Origin of the sequence: Nocardia sp. NBC_00416 (assembly GCF_036032445.1) — a bacterium.
Lineage (GTDB): Bacteria > Actinomycetota > Actinomycetes > Mycobacteriales > Mycobacteriaceae > Nocardia.
In genome coordinates, this window is the sequence record NZ_CP107932.1 from 1,035,960 (window position 1) to 1,057,606 (window position 21,647).

Sequence of the window (21,647 nt, forward strand, 5' to 3'; positions counted from 1 at the left end):
CTCCACCGAGGCTTCCGGATCGGCGCGTCGGTGAGCACGGATCTACCCGGATCGTGCGAACGGCGTCGCCGCGGCCCGCGTAGATCGGGCACGGCGGCGGAATCTGCGCACCGCGCGCCACGCGATGAACAGCAGCGCGCCCAGTGCGACCGGAACAAGAAGCGGGAGCACGATCGCCAACGCGACCAGGACGAACGCCAATACGTCCTCGACGACCGAGACCACCGGGTTCGCGAGGCCGCCCGTGGTGGCGGTACTGGCCGCGCGGACACCGGTCTGGGTCGCGCTGAAGGTGAGGGCAGTAGGGGCGCCGACGATGATTCCCGCGATCGCGGCGGTGGCCGGGTCTGCCGCCTCGAACACCGACCCGGCCGCTATCGCCCCCGCGATCGGACCGCTGACGTTGCCGATGATCGACAAGGCGTTGTCGATGAACGGGATCAGGTCGCCCAACATCTCGGCAGCGGCCGCGATCGACAGTGCGAGAAGGGCTCCGGTGGAGCCGATCCAGGCGAAGGATTCGTTGAGGTGCAGACCGAGCACCCCGAAATGCGCGGCGGCGCTGAGGATGAGCAATGGCAGGAAAGCCCGGAATCCGCACGCGGCCGCGAGTCCCAGTCCCAGAAATGCGGGAAGCACCCAGCTACTCATGGTTTCGAGTGTAAGTGGCGCGCTCCGCGGTGGATCGGGGACGGCATATCGCGCCGTGAAACGCGGTCCGGTCGCTGCCGGCGGCGATCGGACTCCGGAGCGCCGCTAGCGTTTCGGTATGACGGTGCGGTGGGAAGAGTTGGGCTGGGAGCGGCTCGCGGACGGAGTGGGCCGGTGCCGGTTGCCGGTGTGGGACTGTACGGTCGGCTTGATCATCGGGGATGATTTCGCGCTGCTGGTCGACGCCGGGTCGAGTCTCGGTGAGGGGGCGCGGCTGCGGGCGCAGGCACAGGCGCTGGCGGGCCGCGATATCACTGCCGTCGCGCTCACCCATCATCACTTCGACCATGTGTTCGGCGCGGCGGCGTTCGCGCCCGCCCCGGTCTTCGCCGCGGACGGCGCGCAGTGGGCGTACCGGGACGGGCGCGACGAGTCGCGCGACGACGCGGTCCGCAACGGTCTCGACGCGACCGCTGCTCAGCAGGCCGCGGACGCCTTGGCGCCGCCCCAGGAGTACGTCCGGGAGGTGACCACGCTGCAGCCGAGCGCCGGCCGCGAAATCTCGTTGGTCCATATCGGGCCGGGGCATACCGGGCACGACCTCGCGGTCGTCGTGTCCGGTGATCCCACCGTGATGTTCTGCGGCGACCTCGTCGAGGAATCGGGGGAGCCGCAGGCCGGGCCCGACGCGGTACCGTCGCGCTGGCCCGCCGCGCTCGACCGGTTGCTCGAGCTGGGTGGGCCGGACGCGCTGTACGTGCCCGGTCACGGCGCGGTGGTGGACGCCGGCTTCGTGCGGAGGCAGCGTGATGCGCTGGCGGCTCGCTTCGGTGGGTGAGTGACCGGTCAGAGCCGGACCGGCAGCCGGGTCAGGCCGTGGATCAGTGTGCTCTCGCGGTGTGGGCCGGGCTCGTCGTCGAGCGCCATGGCGGGAAACCGCGCCAGCAGTGTGCGAAAGGCGATCTCGCCCTCCAGCCGAGCCAGCGGCGCCCCGAGACAGTGGTGGATGCCGTAGCCGAAGGCGAGGTGGCCGGACGCGTCCCGCTCGATATCGAGGCGGTCGGCGTCGGCGTAGCGTTCGGGATCGCGGTTCGCGCCGATCAGCGATACGAGCACGAACTGGCCGGCCGGGATGGTGGTGCCGGAGAACTCGACCGGTTCCGTGGTGAACCGGATGGTCGCCAGATTGACCGGACCGTCGTAGCGGAGGAATTCCTCCACCGCGTTCGGCACCAGATCCGGGTCGCTGTGCAGTCGGGAGCGCTGTTCCGGGTTGCGCAGCAGTGCGAGCATCCCGTTGCCGATCAGGTTGACCGTCGTCTCGTGGCCCGCCACGAGCAGCAGAAACGCCATCGCCATCGTTTCGGAGCGGCTGAGCGAGTCACCGTCCTCGGCTGCCCGCACGATATCGGAGAGCATGTCCTCGCCGGGGTGAGCGGACTTGTCGTCGATCAGCTCGGCGAAAAATGTCGACATGGCGCGTGCGGCGCCGGCGCGCTCGTGGTCGGGGCCACCGGAGAGCAACGTGTTCGACCACGTCCGGAACTCGTCGCGGCGATCCTGCGGGACGCCGAGGATCTCGCAGATCACGGTCATCGGCAGGGGGAACGCGAAATGATCGAGCAGGTCGACCGTGGGGCCCGCCGCGTCCATACCGTCGGCGAGTTCGGTGGCGATCTCCTCGATCCGCGGACGCAGCCGGGCGATCGCCCGCATGGTGAAGGCCTTCCCGACCAGCTTGCGCAACCTGGTGTGGTCCGGCGGGTCGGCGTTGAGCATGTGCCGCACCAGCGACTCTGTGACGACCCGCGCCTGGGGCGCCTCGCCGTCGCGGGTGAAGGACCCCGGGATCCGATCGGCATCCTTGATCATTCGCGCGTCGTTGAGCGCGGCGCGCGCGTCCGCGTAGCGGGTGATCATCCAGAACTGCAGGCCGCTCGGCCCGATCGCGCGGACCACCGGTCGCTCCACTCGAAGGCCACGATAGAGCGCGGCCGGGTCGTCGAAGAACGAACGGTCGAGTTGCAGCGGTTGCGCGTCCTGGCTGGTGGTCATCGTCCGTCCTGGGAAGTCGGCGGCGGGTACGCCTCCAGGCTTGCACAGGTGGGCGCGACGCGCCCGTGGGTGGCTCACATCCTGTCGGGTTGCCAGGTGGACACCGCCCAGATGACCACGATGTCCAAGGCGATGACCACGATCGACCACCACGGGTAGTACGGGATCCACAGGAAGTTCGCGATGATCGACAACCCCGCCAGGAACACCGCGGTGATGCGCGCCCACATCGCGCCGGTCATCAGGCCGATCGCGGCGATCACCAGCAACGCGCCGAGAACGATATGGACCCAGCCCCATGTGGTCGTGGAGAACTGCAGGATGTAGTCCGGGCCGGTCACGAACAACTCGTCGGACGCTACCGCCGACACACCCGCGAGGATCGACAGCACTCCCACCGCGAGCAGCAGCACCGCTGCGGCGATCGAGGTCACCGCCGCCACGCCCCGGCTGACCGAAGGACGCTCGGGTTCTGTCCTGTAGGCCGTCATTTCTCGCCTTCCCTGAGTGGATAGACCTCCTGGACAACACCTACGCCGGGTGCCCGGACCGACGCTTCACCTGGAACGGATGAACCCGGCGGCCCGAAGCTCCGGCCAGCGCTTACCGGTGCAGACCGATCGTGCGGCCCTCCTCCACGTACCCGTCCCGTTCGTTGCCGAACTCGGCACGCTGCCGCCGCCGGGGTCGCGGATCGGAACGAAGGCTCACGCTGATCTGAGAGCGGGGTTCTGGCCGTATCCCGCGATGCCCGCGGCGAGGATCTCCTCGAATCGCCTCGCGATCCGGTCCGCCAGGTCCGCGTCGACGACGTCGGTGGCGTACTCCACCGATCCGAACAATGCCTCCGCTCGATCATGGTCGTTCTTCTGTTCGGACAGGATCAGCGACAGATCGAAATCGGCGGGAGCCGAGACGGTGATCGGCTCCCACCTCGCGGCCAGTCCGGAGCCGCGCAGATCGGCGGTCGGAATGTTCTGGAAGGCCAGCCGGATACGGAGACGGTCGCGGATGTCGAAACGATCGACCAGGAATTCGAACGGAATATCCTGATGGTCCAGGGCCGCGACCCTGATTCCGCCGAGTGTGTCCACCAGTTTCGTGAACTCCGTGTTCGCGGAGAGATCGCAGCGCAGTACGAGGAAGTTGGTGAACCTGCCGATCGCGGCCTCGAGTGCGGTTTCGGTGCGTCCCGCGGTGGGTGCGCAGATGGCGAGATCGTCTCCGAAGCCGGTTTCGCGCAGCGTGAGCGCGAAGGCGGTGTGCACGACGGTGAAGACGCTCGTCTCATGGTGATCCGCGAAGCCGCGAAGCGCGCGATACAGGTTCGGGTCGAGGTAGGTGTGGCGCACCCCGGCGGTGGGCTGCGGCGCACCGGGGCGGCGGACGAGCATCGGGGGAGGCGCCGGCAGGGCGGTGAGCCTTTCCGTCCAATAGGACAGTTGCCGGTCGATCTCGGTGCCGTGGCCCAGATCCGAGAGCAGGTCGTGCTGCCAGGTCGAATGGTGGGCGTACTGGATCTGCAGCGGTTCCTGATCGGGTCGCGCCCCGGCCGCGCGGGCCGATAACGCGGCGGCGAAATCCTGCACCAGTGGCGCGATCGACCAACCGTCGGCGGCGATATGGTGCAGGACTATCAGCAGGCGGGCCGTTCCCTCGTCGGGGTCCGGTATCAGCCGGACTCGGAGCGGTACTTCGCTGCGCACGTCGAACGGCCGCGCGAGGAGACTCGGCAGCTCCTGGCCGGTCATGACGGCGAAGTCGATCGAACCCGGCGGAAGTATCCGTTGCTGTCCCGGGAAAACGGTGCGCAGCACCTCGTGGCGCGTGGTCAGATCGAGGAGGGCCGCCGAAACAGTCTCCGGTTCCATGTGTTCACTGAGCCGGAGCGCGAACGCGTAGGCACGACCGGGGCCGGGCTCGAGCCGCTCATGTTCGTTGAGTTCGGCGAGCCGCTGCTGTGGGAAGGACAGCGCGACGGTATCGGGACGGACGGCGTCACCGCGGGCGGGCAACCCGATCGGGCGCGCCGATATGGCGGCGAGCGCCGCCACCGTGCGCGCTTCGAACACATCCTGCACACTGATCTCGGTGCGGAGAATCGTGCGTACCCGGGAGCGCAGCCGGACAGCCCGCACGGAATCGCCCCCCATCCGGAAGAAGTCGTCGTCGATGCCGACCGCGGGTAGTTCCAGTACTTCCGCAAACGCCGCGGCCAGGGCCTTCTCTCGATCCGTGCGCGGCGGTCGGCGGGCTGCCCCGGCGATGAAGTCGGGCTCGGGAAGCGCCCGCGCGTCGAGCTTTCCGTTGACGGTGGTCGGCCATGCCTCGACGCGGATGATCGCCGCCGGAATCATATGTTCCGGCAACTGCTGCGCCAGCTCGTCCCGGAGTCCCGGGACCACGGCGGGGTCGGTGTCGCGCACATAGGCGAGCAACCTGCCGTCCCGGACGATCACCCGCGCATCGCCGACACCGTGGTGTGCGGACAGCACCGATTCGATTTCGCCCGTCTCGATGCGGAACCCGCGCAATTGAACCTGCTGGTCGCCGCGGCCCACATAGTGGAGCCGCCCCCGCGACCAGCTGCCGAGGTCTCCGGATCGGTACATGCGTGCGCCGGGAGGGCCGGCGGGATCGGCGACGAACCGTGTCGCGGTGAGGCCGGGACGGCCGAGATACCCCCGCGCGACCTGCCCGCCCGCCACATAGATCTCCCCGGTGCTTCCGCTCGGCGTCGGTCGCAGCCGACCATCCAGGATGTGGGTGGTGAGGCCGGACAGTCCGCGGCCGATGAGACTGCCCCGCGCCCGCTCGTCGACCGTGCCCCGGGCCAGCGACTGCACCGTGACATGCACGGTGGTCTCGGTGATTCCGTACATGTTCACCAGCCGTGGCCGGTTTTCGTCGTGCCGGTCGTACCAGTCGGCCAAGCGGTCCGTATCCAGCGCTTCCCCACCGAAAATGAGGTAGCGCGGCAGCAGCGAGGCTCTCGTTTCCACACCGTGATCGGAGTCGGCCAGTTGGTAGAACGCCGTCGGGGTCTGGGCCAGAACGGTCACCCGCTCCCGGAAGATCAGTTCCCACAGCTTGTCCGGCGATCGCGAGGTCGCGTGGTCGACGATCACCGCGGTTGCGCCGGTGACGAGCGCACCCCACAGTTCCCAGACCGCGAAATCGAAAGCGAACGAGTGGAACACTGTCCACACGTCGGTGTGGTCGAGGTCGAAGTTCGGCAGCGCGTTCGCGAACAGCTGCACCGCGTTGCGGTGGGTGACGGCAACGCCTTTCGGGGTGCCGGTGGAGCCAGAGGTGAAGATGACGTAGGCCAGATCATCGGCTCGGGCCGCGGTGGCGCGCACCGGAGGCGGCGTGGGGAGATCCGCCGCGGTCGATAGGTCGGAGTCCACGAGTAGTACGGTCCAGTCGCCGACCGGAAGTTCCGGGACCAGGTCGGTACTGGTGATCACGACTGCCGGACCGGCCGTGGACAGCACGAATTCCAGTCGGCGGCTGGGCCAGTGCGGGTCGAGCGGAAGGTAACCGGCTCCCGCGCGCAGAACCCCCAGCAGCGCGACCGGCATCTGCGCGGTGCGCTCGAGGGCGACCGCGACCAGTGTGCCGGGCCCGACGCCCGAACGGTTCAGCCGCGCCGCGACGAGATCCGCGCGCCGGGAGAGCTCGGTGTAGGTCAGGGTCGTGGCGCCGTCGGTGACGGCGATGGCGTCGGGATGGGCGGATACGCTCGCGTCGACGAGATCGACCAGGGTGGTAGCCGCCGTATCGACGCCGATCCGACCGCGGTCCCGCAGAATTTCGGTGCGTTCGGTATCGAGAATCAGATCGATATCACCCAGGGGGACTGCGGGGTCCGCCACCACCGTCGACAGGATGCGCACCAGCCGCGCGGCGATGCGGTGCACCGTGGAGCCGTCGAACAGATCGGTGTCGTAGGAGATGCGCCCGCGCAGCTCACCGCTGGGCGCGTCGTCGACAACGGTGACCGTGAGGTCGAACATCGCGGCGTGTGCCGGCAGGTCCAAGGCCGTGACGCGCAGGCCGGGCAGTTCGACCTCGACGGCGGGCAGGTTCTGGTAGGCCAGGGCCACCCGGAAGAGCGGCGCTCGGTGGTTCGGGCGGTTCGCGCGCAGCATGTCCAGCACGCTGTCCAGCGGTACGTCCGCGTGCGCGAACGCCGCCAGATCGGTGCGGCGTTGCCGTTCCAGCAGCGTGGTGAAACGCTCGGCCGGATCGATATGACTGCGCAGGACCAGAGTGTTGACGAACATCCCCACCAGATCGTCGAGAGCGGCGTCGCCGCGTCCCGCGACCGGCACCCCGATGGCCACGTCGTCGGTGTTCGACAATCGGGCCAGCAATACCGCCAGGGCGGTGTGCACCACCATGAAAGCCGTCGCGCGATGGGCGCGTGCCAGCGACCGCAGTTCCGTCACGATGTCGGAACCGACAGTGAACTCGACGGTTCCGCACCCCGCGGACGGGGCGGGCGGGCGGCGCCGGTCGCCGGGGAAGCCAGGCTGTTCCGGCAGTTCGGCCAGCTCCGCGCGCCAATATGCCAGCTGGGTGGCCGCGAGCGAACCGGGATCGTCATCGTCGCCGAGCTGCTTGCGGTGCCGCAGCGTGTAGTCCGCGTAATCCATCGGCAGCGGGCTCCACCCGGGCCGGGTGCCGCCCGCTCGGGCCGTGTACGCCGTCACCACATCGCGGGCCAGCGGTACCGTCGACCATCCGTCGACGGCTATGTGATGGGCGACGAGGAGCAGGACATGGTCGCCCCCCGCCGGACCCGTTTCGGAATCTCCGGTGCGCCGGAACAGGGTGATGCGGACCGGTACCTCACCGGCGACGTCGAAACCGGCGGTGGTGGCCGCGTGTATCCCTGCGTGTAGTCCTGCTTCGTCGGCCACTGCGACCAGGGGTAGGGCTCCGTCGAGTGGCGTCAGCACCTCCTGAACGGGTCCGTGCGCGTCCTCTGGGTAGCGGGTGCGCAGCGGTCGGTGGCGGGCCACGACATCGGATATCGCTGCCCGCAACGCCGTGACATCGAGTTCACCGGTCAGCCTGATCGCGATGGGAATGTTGTACGCCGCGGAATCGCGGTCGGACTGGTTGAGGAGCCACATCCGCTGCTGCGCGGGCGATAGTGGAATACGGACCGGCCGCGCGTCGCCGGACGACGCGGTGCTGTCGACGGGACCCCTACGGTGATCGGCCAGGGTGGCCAGCTCGGCCACCGTGGATGTCTCGAACAGGTCGCGGATCGTGAAATCCATGGCGAGCGCGTCGTTGAGCCGCGCCACCAGGCGGAGGGCACTGAGCGAATTGCCGCCGAGATCGAAGAAGTCGTCGTCGGCGCCCACCCGTGTGACGCCCAGGAGTTCGGCGAACACGCCGGCGATCGTCGATTCGACAGGGCTTCCCGGGGCGCGGAATTCGCGCCCGCCGAGCGCGGGTTCCGGCAGTGCCGACCGGTCGAGTTTGCCGACCGGAGTCAACGGGATCTCGTCCAGCACCATGATCGTGCCGGGCACCATGTACGACGGGAGCGTGCCGGCGGCGAATCGGGTCACGTCCCCGATATCGATGAGATGACCCGGGGCGGCGACCAGGTACGCGACGAGCGCGGTCTCGCCGGTCGTGGTCTTCTTGCCGACGGTGACGGCGAACGCAATCGCGGGGTGTCTGCCCAGCGCGGCGTCGACTTCGCCGAGTTCGATCCGGAAGCCGCGGATCTTGACCTGGAAGTCGGAGCGGCCGATGTATTCGAGGGCGTGGCTGTATTCGAGGGCGTGGCCCGCCGACGCGGCTGTGCCGTCACCCGCCGGTTCGGGCTCGGCATACCAGCGCACCACATCCCCGGTGCGATACATCAGGCCACCCGGCTTGGCCCAGGGGTTGGCGACGAACCGGTGCGCGGTGAGGTCCGGCCGGTGGTGGTAGCCACGTGCCAGCCCCGGGCCGGCCAGGTAGAGCTCACCCGCGACCCCCGGCGGGACCGGGTGGAGACGTTCGTCGAGCACCAGGGCCGAAACCCCGCGCACCGGGGTGCCGACAGTGATGCGCCTACCGGGGGTGAGCGGTGCGTACGAGGAGACGATCGTGGCTTCGGTGGGACCGTAGCTATTGAGATACCGACGGCCGGGCGCCCACTCGGCCAGCAGCTCCTGGGTGGTGACATCACCGCCCACGGATACGACTTCCAGATCCGTGAGCCCGGACGGGTCCATAGTGCCGAGCACCCCGGGGGTGATCACGGCATGGGTGACCTGCTCGGAGCGCAGGAACTCGGCCAGCGCCGGGCCGCCCTGGATGTCCGCGGGCGCGATCACCGACGTCGCGCCCACGGCGGCCGCACACACCCATTCCAGTATCGACGGGTCGAAGCTGGGCGAGCAGATGTGCAGGAACCGATGCTGTGGCTGTAACCGGTAGCGTTCGGTGGCCTCCGCGACGATACTGCCGAAACCGCTGTGGGTGACGGCCACTCCCTTCGGCAGGCCCGTGGACCCCGAGGTGTAGATGACGTACGCCGGATGGCGCGGATCCAGTGGTGCGATCCGGTCGGTATCGGTGACCGAGGCAGGCGAGCGGGTCGCGATCCGCTCGTCGAGCACCGGATCGTCGAGAACGAGCCATTGCGTGTTGCCCGGCAGTCGATCCACGATCGCCCGCAGGGTGAGACCGACCAGCGCCCCGGAGTCGGAGATCAGGTAGCGGACGCGGTCCGGTGGGTAGGCCGGGTCCACCGGAACATGCGCCGCACCGGTCTTGGTCACCGCCCAGAAGGCCGCCACCGTCTCGAACGATCGCGGGAACGCCAGCGCCACCACTCGTTCCGGGCCGGCTCCGTGGGCGATCAGTACGCGGGCCAGCCGCGAGGAATACTCGTCCAGCTCCCGGTAGGTGATCGACCGGCCCCGAGAGCGGACCGCCACCTGCGCCGGGTCCAGACGCGCACCGCGGGCCAGGAAGTCCGGCAACAGCGTTGCGGGCACCGCTCGACGATCGTGCACCCGGGTCAGCCGGGCCGCCTCGGCCTCGTCGAGCAACGGCAGGTCACCGACCGGAACCCGCGGCGACACGGTGATCGCGGTGAGCAGCCGTACGAACCGTCGCGCGAATCCGGTGACGGTTGGTGCGTCGAAAAGGTCACGAGCGAAGGAGAATTCCGCGGCCAGACCGCCGTCGCGGCGATCCCGCTCCCGGACGGTCAGCATGAGATCGAATTGGGCGTGACCGGCATCGATATCGAGGGGCCGCACCCGCAGTCCGGGCAACTCGAAATCCCGGCGCGGCATGTTCTCGAACGACAGTGCCACCTGGAACAACGGATGCCGAGCGGTGGACCGGGGCGGGCTCAGCAGCTCCACCAGCCGTTCGAACGGTAGGTCGGCATGCGCGAACGCGTCGAGATCGGCCTCCCGGGTCGCGCTCAGCACGTCCACGAAGCTCGATGTGCCCGTGATCCGGGAACGCAGCACCACGGTGTTGACGAACATGCCGATGAGATCGTCGAGTTCGGCCGCCCCGCGCCCCGCGATCGGAGTGCCGACGACGATATCGCCGCTGCCCGATAAACGCGCCAGGAGCACCGCGAACGCGGTGTGCACCACCATGAACAGTGTCGCTTCGTTGTCCTGGGCCAGCCCACCGAGCGAGTGACGCAGATCGGCGTCGATCGAGAAGTTCACCCGGCCACCCGTGAACGAGCGAACCGCCGGACGCGTCCGATCTGCGGGCAGGTTCAGCTCGTCGGGCATCCCGGCCAGCACCGCCCGCCAGTAGTCGGCCTGCTGGGATCCCCGGCTGTTGGGATCGTCGTCCGAGCCCAGCGACTTCTGCTGCCACAGTGTGTAATCGGCGTACTGCACCGGCAGCGGCGACCACGCCGGAGCCGTGCCGGCCCGCCTGGCCTCGTAGGCCACCATCACATCCCGGGTCAACGGTGCCATCGACCAGCCGTCGGCACTGATGTGGTGCACCACGAACACCAGCACATGTTCCGGGACGTCGCTGTCCGTCCCCACGAGCTGGTACAGCACTGCGCGCAGCGGCACCGCGACGGTCAGGTCGAAACCCGCCGAGATCACGGCGGTGACCTGCGACCTGAGCTCGTCCTCGGACACGGGAACCGGTGTGAGATCCGGGACGGCACGGTCTGCGGGTACGAGCTCCTGACAGGCGATTCCGTCGCGTTCGGGGTAGACCGTCCGGAGTACCTCGTGCCGGCCGATCACATCGGCCACCGCCTGCTGCAGCCGCCTCGAATCCAAATATCCGGACAGCCGTACGGCCGCCGCGATGTTGTCGACGGCGGAGTCGGCGTCGAACCGGTTCAGGAACCACATCCGCCGTTGCGCGGGCGACAGCGGCAGGTTCTCCGGACGCGGCCCGGGAGCCAGGACCGGCCGACGACCTGCCGGAATCGGTTCGGCATCCGAGAGGGTCGCCGCCGCGGGCTCGACCGGCGAGGCCCGCCGGGCGAGGCCCGCCACCGTCCGGGCTTCGAACACATCCCGCCCGGTGAACCGCAGCCCCCGCTGATGGGCCCGGGCCACCACCTGCACGGATCCCAGGCTGTCGCCGCCCAGTGCGAAGAAATCGTCGTCCGCGCCGACCTGTGCGACCCCCAGCACCTCGACGTAGATCTGCGCGATGACCTCCTCGGACTCACCGCTGGGTACGCGGAACTTCCGCGGAACGAACGCGGGATCGGGTAGCGCCCGGCGGTCCAATTTGCCGTTCGGCGTCAACGGCAGCTCGTCGAGCACCACCACGGCCGCCGGCACCATGTACGCGGGCAGCGTCTCGCGCACAGCGTCCAACAGTTCGGTCCGATCGATTCCGGTGCCGGCACTGCGAACCACATAGGCCACCAGCCGACCACCCGACTCCGACGGTGTCAGCACCACCACCGCCTGGCGCACCGTCGGCTGCACCAGCAACGCCGACTCGATCTCGCCGAGTTCGATACGTTGACCGCGAAGCTTGATCTGGAAGTCGGCGCGGCCCACATAGTCGAGCGCGCCGCGACCGTCGAGCGTACGCCAGCGCACCAGATCGCCGGTGCGATACATGCGAAGTCCGGCGTCGAACGGATCGGCGACGAATCGGTCCGCTGTCAGATCCGGCCGCGCCGCATAGCCGCGGGCCAGCTGGACTCCCCCCAGATACAGCTCGCCCACCACCCCTGGAGGTACCGGCCGCAGCCGTGAATCCAGGACGTAGACCCGGGTGTTCCATGCCGGAACACCGATGGGCACTCCCGTGTCCTCGAGGTCGGCGACGGGCCAGGAGGTCACTGATACGGCAGCCTCGGTCGGGCCGTACAGATTGTGCGCCTGCGCATCGGACACCGCCGAGAGCGCCGCCGCGGTTTCCGGCGGCAGCGGTTCGCCGATCACGAATACGTCCCGCAGCGTCGGCACGGCTCCGGGCGGGGTATGCGCGGCGAACGCGCCCAGCATCGACGGCACGAAATCGGTGACTGTCACCCTGTGCGCCGCGATCGTTTCCGCGAGGTAGCCGGGATCACGATGTCCGTCGGGGGTGGCCACGAACAGCGTCGCGCCGGCCCGCAACGGCAGGAAATAGCCCCATACCGACACATCGAACGTGGTCGCTGTCTTCTGGAGATAGATATCGTCCGCGCTCATCCGGTACTCGGACTGCATCCAGGCGAGCTGGTTGTTGATCGCGGCGTGCGATACCACCACCCCTTTGGGTCTTCCTGTCGATCCGGAGGTGAAGATCACGTATGCCGGGTTCTCCGGCCGCACCGGCCGCCGGAGTTCGACCGGACGCGCCGGAGCGGGTTCGAGTTCGCCCGGTGCCGTCGCATCGATACGCAACACCGGGATATCCGCGGGCACCGGAACCGGGTATTCGCCCGCGGTGAGGACACAGATCGGACGGACCGTGTCCAGCACATATTCGATGCGTTCGCGCGGATGCTCCGGATCCAGCGGCACGTAGGCGGCACCCGCGGTGAGGGCCGCGTAGAGTCCGACAACCAGATCGGGCGAGCGGCGTGCCGCCACCGCCACAAAGGACTCGGGCCCTGCCCCCATGGCGACCAGCGATCGGGCCAGGCGGTCGACTCGGGCGCCGAATTCCCGATACGTCCAGGACACGCCCTCGGCGGCGACCGCCACCCGGTCCGGGTATGCGGCCGCGGCCCTGGCGAATCCGGAGTGCAGCAGCTCCGGCTCGACCGGGTGATCAGTGGAGTTCCACTCGGCCAGGATCAGTTTCCGCTCGTTCGCGCCGAGGACGTCGAGCTCGTCGACGGGTAGATCCGGGTCGGCGGACAATACCTCCCTCAGAAACTCCATGAAACGCAGATGGTGTTCGTGTGCCCGGTCCGCGGAATATCGAAATGGGTTGAACTCGAGATTGATTCGATAGCGGCTGCCGTTTCCCGACGGATGGACCTCGACCGCGATATCGTCGACGATTCCGGCGGACAAAGTATGTAGACGGCCCGTCGCGGAGCCCAACCGGATGTCTGCGAAGAAAGGCATGATATTGATTCGGGGACCCAGCACGCCGGCGATATCCTGTGCTTCTGTCCCCGCGTTCCGGCGGATTTCGGCGTACGGATAATGCTGATGACGCACCGCGCCGACGACGGCCAGCCGGACCGAACGTATGAGGTCGGCTACGGTCGCCTCCGCGCCGACGGCGATGCGCAGCGGCACGACGTTGGATGCCGCTCCGGCCGATCTGCGCAGCTCGGCCGTGGTGCGGGCGGCGACGGTCAGATTCACCAGCACATCGCGGGTTCCGGTCATCCGGGCGAGGTAGGCCACGAACGCGCTGATGGTGAGGTCGGTATCCGAGCAGCCCAGCCGCTGCGCCGCTGCCGCCAGCAGATCGCTGACCTGTTCGGACAGTTCACCTCGCACGGTGTAACCCACCGCGGACGGCGCTCCCGCGCGTTCGGAAAGACCGGGCCCGGCGGTGTATCCGTTCATCCGCTCGGCCCAGTAGGCGCGGTCCGCCGCCGCGCGCGGTCCGTCCCGGTAGGCCGCGTCGGCCGCCACCAGGCCGGGGAGCGCCGCGGCCCGCGCGGGTTCGGGGGCCTGCCCCGACACCAGCGCCGAATACTGCTGTGCGATCCGTTCGATCAGCATGAGCGCGCCGTAACCGTCCAGAACGATATGGTGGGCCCGCAGATACCAGAACCAGCGCGAGTCGGCGATCCTGATCAGCGCGGCGCGAATCAGCCGGTCGCGCAGGATGTTCAGCGGTCGGGTGAGATCGGCGCGCATCCACTCGTGCGCTGCGGCCGCCGGATCGCTCGTGTCCCGCGTATCGACCAGGTAGAGGGTCGAGTCCTGGTCCGGATCCACCCGTTGACGCAGGCCGTCCCCGGTATCCGCGATCCGTATGTACCCCGACCCCAGTTCCCGCCCTGCGGCGATACTGGCTCGACGTAGCACGGCCGGCTCGATATCGGCCTGGATATCCACATACATCGCGATGTTGATCGGAACATCGGAGTGGAACTGCTGCATCTGCCACATCGCGGACTGTGCCGAGGACAGCGGAAACCATCCTTCTTCCATCACACCACCAAAATTCCGTTCGGAATGAACCCGAAGTACGGGCATTCGCCTTGCTGCTCACAGATGCTGGACGCCGAATATCATTCCGGCGGTTTCGGTTCCGTCGACCGTCGTACTGTGTGAAATCCTATGGCGGAACCGTGAAATGATCTGCCCCGATTCCGTTTGCCCCCAGGATCGGGGGCATACGGATACCCGCCACAGTGGGTGGCCGCTACGGGTGGGGCCCCTGAATCAACGCGGGCGATGGGCTCCTGCGCGTGACAACGCTCGCGGACGACGAGGTGAGGTCGGATGGGTGGCGGTCAGTTTCGACGACAGTGAGATCGGGTTATCGGATATCGGTGCTCGTGCCGGCGCAGGCGATCGCCGGCCGGATCCGCGGGTGTGCCGGCCGCTCGCTCGTGGTGGGCGAGGACGGTTCAGAACGCGAAGCGGTTGAGTACGTCGTATTTCCCGGCCGGGGTCGCGCACAGCAGTCGGCACAGCAGGCGCGGTGTCGTATCGGGAATCCGCTCGGAACCGGCCAGCGCGGAGGCGCCTTCGAGGAAGCGCAGCCGAGGGTTCCAGCTTTCGAGTTCCCGTCCGTCGCGGACACCCCAGGTGACAATGCCTTTGCGGAAGATCTTCGAAAGGCGCGGCCCCAGCGGCGACAAGGTATCGAAGAGAAGCTCCCCGCCGGTGAAACGATCGGTGAGGCGCTGCAACAGGGTGCGGACTTGCGGCTCACGCAGGTACATGAGCAATCCTTCGGCGATGATCAACGCGGGCCGGTCGGCAGGAATCTCTTCGAGCCAGTCGGGGTCGGTCACCGAGGAGCCGATCATCCGGTAGCCGTCGTGATCGTCGTACAGTTTGCGCCGCAACTCGATGACGTTCGGCTGGTCGACGTCGAACCACCGCACCCCGTGCGGTGGATGCAGCCGGAACGCCCGAGTATCCATTCCGCATCCGAGGTGGAGCACGGCAGCGTCCGGATGGTCGCGGAGGAAGCCGGTGGACCAGGTATCGAGCCGCACGGCCCGCAGGGCGACCAGCCACCGGTTCAGTCCGGGCGGCACCGCACGGTGCATGCGGGCCCAGTCGTAGTCGATCCGGTTCACTGCATCGGCGGCGGCGACGTCACCGAGAATCGGTCGTGGGGAGCGGCTGTCGCAGGCCCGCAGATACAGTGTGCCGAGGTTGGTCCACTCCACCGAACCCCATCGGACCGCACTGAAATCGATCTTGTCCGCTCGGGTCACGGTCGCCTCCTGGTCGTGCGGCGGTCGATCCACCGCGGTACGAACTCCTCGCGATATTCCCGGGTGAAGAACGGGCAGCAGAACTGTACTGGATACGCACCGAGTGACCGGCTGTTCGATCGGATAGCGGCCGTGCCGCGCGCCCGCGGCACCGTGGGCGTCGCATCTACGTCAGATGTTCCAGTGGTAACGGCTGGTGGGCACCAGATCCAGGCCGGTGCCGGCACCGAATCGGGCGACGCTGGCCATGAGTTCGGTGACTCGGCGATCGAGTTCCGACTCGTCGCCGCGACTGCCGTAGAACAGGTGGGGGTCGGTCATCGCCCCCATGGGGAAGTGTTCCTCGACGATGGCCGCTATCTCCGGTGCCGACGGGGTCAGCACTTCCTCGACGACGTTCTGAATGTAGGCGACGGTGTTCTGGGTGCGGATGGCGATCGGGGTGTGCTGGATCAGCCAGTACCGCAAGTATTCTTCCCGGGTCATCGATCCGGGTCTGCGGAGTAGGGCGATATTGACCATGGCGTCGCAGCGGACGCCGTCCGGCACCGGCACCGGGTCGAGGCGCACGCGCTCGCGGACGAGGTAGGCGTGTGGCGTGGATTCGTCCGCACTGTCGGCCACCGTGCGGACGACGGCGGCCGGGTCGCCGTCGGTCCACACCGAGACGAGCGCGGTGATCGGCTCGGCGGGGCCGAACCGCATGATCGCGGGTGCCACGTCCGCGTCGTCGAGGTTCACCTGGACCGCACCGACTCCCGCGGCGGCCAGCGCTGTCCGAAACGCCGGAGCCGTGAGGCGGGCTCCGAGGCCGGTGCCGTGCAGTGCGAGGATCACCTTCGTCATGGCGGAAAAATAGCACGCGTTCTACCTCCCCGATCGAATAATTAAGCAATAGTGCTTAATGTGAGCGGGCCGTCGCCGCGCACTCGGAGCCCACGCGCAGAAAGGCCGAACGATGAGGTTCACCTACGCCGAGACCATGATCGACCCCGCCTTCTACGTGCCGTTGGCGCAGGCGGCGGAGGCCGCCGGATACACCTCCATGGTGATCGCCGACAGCATCGCCTATCCGCGGGACTCCGATGCCACCTACCCCTACACCCCGGACGGCAGCCGGGAGTTTTTGGAGGACAAGCCGTTCGTCGAAACCTTCGTCCTCGCCGCCGCGCTGGCCGCGGCGACCACCACGCTGCGCTTCACTCCGTTCGTGCTGAAACTGCCGATCCGGCCGCCGGTGCTGGTGGCGAAGCAGGCGGCATCGGTGGCGGCGCTGAGCGGCAACCGGCTCGGGCTGGGTGTCGGAATCAGTCCGTGGCCCGACGATTTCGAGATCTTCGACGTGCCGTTCGGCAAGCGCGGCAAGCGGATGGACGAATGCCTCGCTATCGTTCGCGGTCTCACCGCGGGCGGGTACTTCGAATTCCACGGCGAGTTCTACGATCTGCCGCCGATCAAGATCTCGCCGGTGCCCACCGAACCGATCCCGCTGCTCATCGGCGGACACAGCACGCCGGCGCTGCGCCGCGCCGCGCAGCGCGGTGACGGCTGGATGCACGCGGGCGGCGATCCGGCCGAACTCGACCTCCTGCTCGCCGAACTCGCGACCCTGCGCGCCGAGTACGGCACCCGCGCGGACTTCGAGGTGCACGTCATCTCGATCGACGGTTTCACCGTGGACGGCGTGAAGCGTCTGGAGGACAAGGGCGTGACCGATGTCATCGTCGGCTTCCGCAATCCCTACACCCGCGAGCGCGACACCGAGAGTCTGGACGCCAAGATAGCCGATCTCTCCCGGTTCGCCGACCGCGTCATCGCTCGCGCGCACTGAGCGCCTCCGCCGGGACCACAGAGCTAGGGGAGTCGAAATGACCGGTCTGTCCGACAAAGTGGCACTGGTGACCGGTGTCTGGGTGCGCTGAGCGACGAATCGCCCGATCCGCCGCGATAGCGCTCCCGCCGCGCGCGACTCATAGAGCGCGATCCGGTCGCGGTACCTCGGGAGCACCCGGACCAGCGGCCGCCGCAGTGGAATCGCTGGATGTGCGAACCGGTGCGGTGAGCATCGCCCCCAGCATTGTGACGATTTCCGCGAGGAAGTCCGCGGGGGCCGCCTCGGGACGGGCCTTGCGTTCCCACTCGGCCAGCAGCGCGAACATCGCGGTGGCGACCGCGGTGATCCGTCGGCGCTCGGCGGCGGGGTCGGCGGTCGGGATCGCGGAGGCGAGTTCGTCCAGTACTCGCGGCCACACCGTCCCCTGGGTTCCGTCGAGATCGGTCGGCAGATACCGCGCGGCCGACTGCAGGAACCTCGAGTAGTAGTCACTGTCGACCGTGGTCAGCGGAATCACGAGAATCCGCAGCAGCGCCTCGACATCGTGGCGGGCGTCCGGGGCGAGGGCCGCCAGCATGTCGGCGCGTTCGCGTTCCATCGGTTCCAGGCGCCGTTCGATCACGGCACGGATCAGCTCGCGCCGGTCGCCGAAGTGATAGTTGACCGCGGAGTTGTTGCGCTGTCCGGCGGCGATCGCGATCTCGCGCAGCGGCACCTGCACCCCCGCCTCGGCGATCAGCTGCTCGGCGGCGTCGAGAATATCGGCCCTTGCCTGCTCACCACGGCTCACAGCGATTCAGCATAAAAGGACGCGGTCCTGGTTCAGGGTGACACGACCGGCCCTGTGCGGGGCCGTCGCCCGGTCCGGCCCCGCACAGGGCGGCGGGCCCGCGGGCGACCACCGCGTGCATGGACGTGTCAGGCCGGCGTCAGATCGGTGTCAGCGGGGCTCGCGACAGTTGGCAGGTGAACAGCGCAGCGATGGCCGTCTCCGGGATGCGGGGGGCGTACGGAGTCATGACGATCCACGGTGGCATCGAGCCGGCCCTCGCCGCCCGGCCCTATACGATGCCGCGCGCGCAATGGCCGGACCGACTCGTCCGCGTGACGCGGTATCTGCGCACTGATCACACGTTCGCCCAGCTGATCCGCTTCGCTCTGGTCGGCGGCTCCAGCAACATGGCCTACGTCCTACTGTTCACGATCATGAACGGGACCGGTCCGTTGGTCGCCAATGTCGTGGGTTCGATCGTGAGCACGGTGATCGCGAACGAATTGCACCGGCGGCTCACCTTCCACGCGGCCGGACGAGTCGGCTGGTTCGCCGCGCAGTGGGAAGGCGGTGGGCTGGCGCTGATCGGCCTGCTGATCAGCACGGTGGCGCTGGCCGGTCTCGAGTCCTGGGCACCCGGCCTCGGCGCGGCCGGGCAGACGGGCGCCGTGATCGCCCTCATGGCGGGGGTCGGGGGTATGCGGTTCCTGGCACTGCGCGGTTTCGTCTTCTGAACGGCGATCCGGTCGTCGGATGCGGCGCGCCGGTGTCAGGCCGGGTACCGGTACGCCGGATAGGTCAGGTAGCCGGTGTCACCGCCCTGGAAGTAGGTGTTCTCGTCGGCGGGTGCGATCGGGAGCGCGTTGCGCAGCCGCTCGACGAGGTCGGGGTTGGCGAGGAAGGCGCGGCCGAAACTGATGAGGTCGGCGCCCAGTCCGAGCCAACGGTCGGCGTCGCTCTGTCCGGCCGGGGCGGGGCCCGACGGGTGCACGGGGTTCATCACGAGAGTGCCCGGCCACGCCCGGCGGAGGTCGAGCAGCACCTCGTCGTCGATGGTGGCCTCCAGATGAATGTAGGCGAGATCGAGGGCGGCCAGCTCGGGCAGCAGCGCCGCGTACAGTTCGGCGGTGTCGGTCTCCGCTACGCCCCAGAACCCGCCGCCCGGCGAGAGCCGGATACCGGTTCTGGCGCCGCCGATGGATGCCACGGTCGCGGATGCCGCCTCCACGGCGAACCGGATCCGGTTGCGCACCGAGCCGCCGTAGCGGTCCGTGCGCAGGTTGGCGTTCGAGGAGAGGAACTGCGAGATCAGGTAACCGTTGGCGCCGTGCAGTTCGACGCCGTCGAAACCGGCGTCGACCGCGCGCCTCGCCGCGTCGGCATACGATTCGGCCTGTCCGGGGATCTCGGCGGTGTCCAGGGCGCGGGGGACGGGAGCGGGGATACGCCCGGTCGGGGCGAAGACATCGCCGACGGCGGCCACGGCTGAGGGGCCGACCGGCTGCATTCCGGTGGTGTCGGGGTGGGAGACCCGTCCGCCGTGCATGATCTGCGCGAAGATTCGCCCGCCGTTGGCGTGCACAGCGGTGGTCACCGGACGCCAGGAAGCGACGTGTGCGGCGGTGTACAGGCCCGGTGTGCCGGGATTGGACTGGCCGATCGCGTTCGGTTGCACCCCTTCGGTCACGATCAGCCCGGCTGTCGCTCGCTGGGCGTAGTAGGTCGCCATCGCGGGGGTCGCCAGGCCACCGGCGGCGGCACGGACCCGGGTCATCGGGGCCATCACCGTGCGGTTGGGCAATGCCAGCCGGCCGAGCCGGTAGCTGTCGAAAAGAGTTGTCACCTCGGGACTCCTTCATGGTCCGCTGCGTCCCTCTCGGACGCGACAGTTACCGTAAAACCTCACGTCGATGTCAGAGGCAAGGTCTGTGGCGCGGGTCACGCGGGAGGACGCGATGCGAATCGGAGAGTTGGCGGCACGAACCGGGGTCAGTATCCGGTCCCTGCGCTATTACGAAGAACACGGGCTGCTCACCAGTACCCGCAGTGCCAGTGGGCAGCGGCATTACACGGCCGAGGAGATCGAGCGGGTCGAATTCATCCAGCGGATGTATGCCGCCGGCCTGTCCAGTCGGACCGTCGCCGAGTTGCTGCCCTGTGTCGAAGCTCCGAGCGAGGAGACTTCCGACGCCGCGCTGGAACGGATGGCGCAGGAACGCGACCGGCTGTCCGCGCATATCGACGATCTGATCCGTACCCGTGCGGCACTCGATCGGCTGATGGCCGTGAACCGGGCGCACCGTGCGACCCTGCCGGGCGCGTAACAGGTGGACCCGGCCGTCTGATTCCCATCGCGACCGTGTGTGAGGGCGGTTTGCGGGTATGTGCGAGACAGGAACTCGATGAACCCGTTCGGGTGTCATCGTTTCCGGTGGAACATCAGGAGGTTCTCATGCTCGCCAAAGCCGCCGCGGTAGCGTTCGGTCTCGCGCTCGTCTTCGATCTGGCGGATGCCGCCCTCGGCACCCTCGTCACCGCCGGCACCCTCGTCACCGTGGGACTGTTGTTGACAGCCCTGCATCTCGCGGGCGTCGGCACCGGCGCGCGGGTGGGTTCGGGGGGTCGCTCCTGGAACTGGCGGCGTATCCGCCGCTGAGCCCGTTACCGGCCGGGTGCGGCGGCCGGGTGCGGCCGCCGCACCGAACATTCGGATCGTCGAGATTGCAAAGTGTGAGCGGTGCGGCCCGCTCCGCGGAAGACGGTCGTGAGCTGGTTGAACGCGGCGTCGCAACAGTGATCCGCGGTGATCGGGCGTCGTCGGTAGCAGGTCGGCCGCACGGCTATTTACTTGACGGTTGTTAACCTTTTCTCGTCGGTTCGAGTCGAGCGACCGGCACCTGCGAGCGAAGGGAACCTGGGCGATGACGACACTGTGTCAGGTCACCCCACCCAGGACGACGTGTGAAGGATCTGCCGATGACACTGCCCGACCCGTCGACAACCAGCGAGGAGTTGGTGGCAGCGGTCGAGCGGATGCAGGTCGCGTTGATCCAGGCTGCCCGGCAATTCCGGACGATGGATCGAGCGGGCATCAACCAGTCCGCGCGCAGCGCACTCGCGGCGATCGTCAAGTTCGGGCCGCTGTCGATGTCCGATCTCGCCGCGCACGAGGGTGTGGATCCGGCGAGTGTCTCGCGAACGGTCCGCAAGCTCGAGGAGTCCGGGGAAGTCGTTCGCCGTACCTCGGATGCGGACGGACGCGTCAACTTGATCGAAGTGACCGAATCCGGCCGCGAACTGTTCCTGCGCAGCCGCCGACAGCTGTCCGAAATCATTCTGGGCAGGATCTCGAATCTCGCGCCGGAGCAGATAGCCGCGATCGTCTCCCTCAGCGATGGGCTGGAACTGCTGGTGTCGGCGACGGGCCCGCACTCGTCGTAGCGATTCCACGCCGGCGGTGCCGAACCGCACCGCCGCCTGCGCGTCTCGTCGATCCGACC

14 protein-coding genes are annotated in these 21,647 nt (G+C 68.2%); 6 read left to right on the forward strand and 8 right to left on the reverse strand.

Translation table 11 applies throughout. The features are described from left to right. Positions 1 to 42: 42 nt before the first annotated feature. A complete protein-coding gene (locus tag OG804_RS04680) occupies positions 43 to 651 on the reverse strand; it encodes a DUF4126 domain-containing protein (protein ID WP_328394224.1) in 609 nt (202 codons plus the stop codon). A gap of 118 nt (positions 652 to 769) precedes the next feature. On the opposite strand from OG804_RS04680, the gene OG804_RS04685 reads away from it, so the two are divergent. Then, the gene (locus OG804_RS04685; RefSeq protein ID WP_328394226.1) at positions 770 to 1,489 is read left to right on the forward strand and encodes an MBL fold metallo-hydrolase; all 720 of its coding nucleotides are present in this window, start codon (positions 770 to 772) and stop codon (positions 1,487 to 1,489) included. 8 nt (positions 1,490 to 1,497) lie between these two features. Here the strand turns inward: OG804_RS04685 and OG804_RS04690 are convergent, their stop codons facing one another. From OG804_RS04690 to OG804_RS04710, 5 genes are all read right to left on the reverse strand, one after another. Then, a complete protein-coding gene (locus OG804_RS04690; RefSeq protein ID WP_328394228.1) occupies positions 1,498 to 2,706 on the reverse strand; it encodes a cytochrome P450 family protein in 1,209 nt (402 codons plus the stop codon). A gap of 74 nt (positions 2,707 to 2,780) precedes the next feature. After that, a complete protein-coding gene (locus OG804_RS04695; protein ID WP_328394230.1) occupies positions 2,781 to 3,197 on the reverse strand; it encodes a DUF7144 family membrane protein in 417 nt (138 codons plus the stop codon). Positions 3,198 to 3,413: 216 nt separating this feature from the next. Beyond that, positions 3,414 to 14,297: a non-ribosomal peptide synthetase gene (locus OG804_RS04700; RefSeq protein WP_328398231.1), complete on the reverse strand. Its 10,884-nt coding sequence runs from the start codon at positions 14,295 to 14,297 to the stop codon at positions 3,414 to 3,416. A gap of 422 nt (positions 14,298 to 14,719) precedes the next feature. Then, on the reverse strand, positions 14,720 to 15,541 hold the full coding sequence (locus OG804_RS04705) for a class I SAM-dependent methyltransferase (protein WP_328398233.1): 822 nt from the start codon (positions 15,539 to 15,541) through the stop codon (positions 14,720 to 14,722). A gap of 171 nt (positions 15,542 to 15,712) precedes the next feature. Continuing rightward, positions 15,713 to 16,387, reverse strand: a complete 675-nt coding sequence (locus OG804_RS04710; protein WP_328394231.1) for a hypothetical protein — start codon at positions 16,385 to 16,387, stop codon at positions 15,713 to 15,715. Between the two features lie 112 nt (positions 16,388 to 16,499). Here OG804_RS04710 and OG804_RS04715 point away from each other — a divergent pair, with 112 nt between their 5' ends. Next, positions 16,500 to 17,372, forward strand: coding sequence for a TIGR03619 family F420-dependent LLM class oxidoreductase (locus OG804_RS04715; protein ID WP_328394233.1), 873 nt, complete (start codon positions 16,500 to 16,502; stop codon positions 17,370 to 17,372). A 139-nt stretch (positions 17,373 to 17,511) separates the two neighbouring features. Here OG804_RS04715 and OG804_RS04720 read toward each other — a convergent pair whose 3' ends face one another. Then, positions 17,512 to 18,165 carry a TetR family transcriptional regulator gene (locus OG804_RS04720; protein WP_328394235.1) on the reverse strand — a complete coding sequence of 218 codons (654 nt, stop codon included), beginning with the start codon at positions 18,163 to 18,165 and terminating at the stop codon, positions 17,512 to 17,514. A gap of 176 nt (positions 18,166 to 18,341) precedes the next feature. Between OG804_RS04720 and OG804_RS04725 the strand changes: the two genes are divergently transcribed. Further along, a complete protein-coding gene (locus OG804_RS04725; RefSeq protein WP_442941740.1) occupies positions 18,342 to 18,881 on the forward strand; it encodes a GtrA family protein in 540 nt (179 codons plus the stop codon). Between the two features lie 35 nt (positions 18,882 to 18,916). Here OG804_RS04725 and OG804_RS04730 read toward each other — a convergent pair whose 3' ends face one another. Continuing rightward, positions 18,917 to 19,990, reverse strand: coding sequence for an alkene reductase (locus OG804_RS04730; protein ID WP_328394237.1), 1,074 nt, complete (start codon positions 19,988 to 19,990; stop codon positions 18,917 to 18,919). A gap of 112 nt (positions 19,991 to 20,102) precedes the next feature. Between OG804_RS04730 and OG804_RS04735 the strand changes: the two genes are divergently transcribed. From OG804_RS04735 to OG804_RS04745, 3 genes are all read left to right on the forward strand, one after another. Further along, positions 20,103 to 20,471 carry a MerR family transcriptional regulator gene (locus tag OG804_RS04735; RefSeq protein ID WP_328394239.1) on the forward strand — a complete coding sequence of 123 codons (369 nt, stop codon included), beginning with the start codon at positions 20,103 to 20,105 and terminating at the stop codon, positions 20,469 to 20,471. A 128-nt stretch (positions 20,472 to 20,599) separates the two neighbouring features. Beyond that, on the forward strand, positions 20,600 to 20,803 hold the full coding sequence (locus OG804_RS04740) for a hypothetical protein (RefSeq protein WP_328394241.1): 204 nt from the start codon (positions 20,600 to 20,602) through the stop codon (positions 20,801 to 20,803). A gap of 320 nt (positions 20,804 to 21,123) precedes the next feature. Beyond that, positions 21,124 to 21,588, forward strand: coding sequence for a MarR family winged helix-turn-helix transcriptional regulator (locus OG804_RS04745; protein WP_328394243.1), 465 nt, complete (start codon positions 21,124 to 21,126; stop codon positions 21,586 to 21,588). Positions 21,589 to 21,647 lie beyond the last annotated feature (59 nt).

What these genes read in the sequence shown, in the direction of transcription:
- OG804_RS04710 (WP_328394231.1), bottom strand. Translation starts at nt 16,387, where the DNA reads ATGACGAAGGTGATCCTCGCACTGCACGGCACCGGCCTCGGAGCCCGC.
- OG804_RS04680 (WP_328394224.1), bottom strand. Translation starts at nt 651, where the DNA reads ATGAGTAGCTGGGTGCTTCCCGCATTTCTGGGACTGGGACTCGCGGCC.
- OG804_RS04700 (WP_328398231.1), bottom strand. Translation starts at nt 14,297, where the DNA reads ATGGAAGAAGGATGGTTTCCGCTGTCCTCGGCACAGTCCGCGATGTGG.
- OG804_RS04745 (WP_328394243.1), top strand. Translation starts at nt 21,124, where the DNA reads ATGACACTGCCCGACCCGTCGACAACCAGCGAGGAGTTGGTGGCAGCG.
- OG804_RS04685 (WP_328394226.1), top strand. Translation starts at nt 770, where the DNA reads ATGACGGTGCGGTGGGAAGAGTTGGGCTGGGAGCGGCTCGCGGACGGA.
- OG804_RS04715 (WP_328394233.1), top strand. Translation starts at nt 16,500, where the DNA reads ATGAGGTTCACCTACGCCGAGACCATGATCGACCCCGCCTTCTACGTG.
- OG804_RS04735 (WP_328394239.1), top strand. Translation starts at nt 20,103, where the DNA reads ATGCGAATCGGAGAGTTGGCGGCACGAACCGGGGTCAGTATCCGGTCC.
- OG804_RS04695 (WP_328394230.1), bottom strand. Translation starts at nt 3,197, where the DNA reads ATGACGGCCTACAGGACAGAACCCGAGCGTCCTTCGGTCAGCCGGGGC.
- OG804_RS04740 (WP_328394241.1), top strand. Translation starts at nt 20,600, where the DNA reads ATGCTCGCCAAAGCCGCCGCGGTAGCGTTCGGTCTCGCGCTCGTCTTC.
- OG804_RS04690 (WP_328394228.1), bottom strand. Translation starts at nt 2,706, where the DNA reads ATGACCACCAGCCAGGACGCGCAACCGCTGCAACTCGACCGTTCGTTC.